The organism is Winogradskyella ouciana, from assembly GCF_009709615.1.
In the GTDB taxonomy this organism is placed as follows: Bacteria; Bacteroidota; Bacteroidia; order Flavobacteriales; family Flavobacteriaceae; genus Winogradskyella; species Winogradskyella ouciana.
Genome location: NZ_WJYA01000146.1, coordinates 1 through 265 on the forward strand (window position 1 = coordinate 1; position 265 = coordinate 265).

The window sequence follows — 265 nt, forward strand, 5'->3', positions numbered from 1 at the left end:
TCCGGCAAGACGTTCTGGAGGAACAGCTGGAGAACTGGTATGAAACCGACCCGGATTTTCACGCGCTGGCAGATATCATGCTGGACGGGCAGGACGATCAGTCACTGGCTGTGCTGCTGTTGCGACTGTACGAGTTTTCCCGCAGCCATCCCTCACCGGAGCAATGGCTTGCCGAGGCAGCCGCTATGTTTGACATCCCGCCAGGAAAAGGGCTGGACGGGCTAGTCTGGGCCAACAGCGTGCTGCAATATGTGCAGCTGCAACT

General features: G+C 58.1%; 1 protein-coding gene. It reads left to right on the plus strand.

The genetic code is table 11. From position 1 onward, the window contains the following. Window positions 1-265, plus strand: a 265-nt coding sequence (locus F1003_RS18835) for a hypothetical protein (RefSeq protein WP_162307015.1), incomplete at both ends; no start/stop codon positions are given.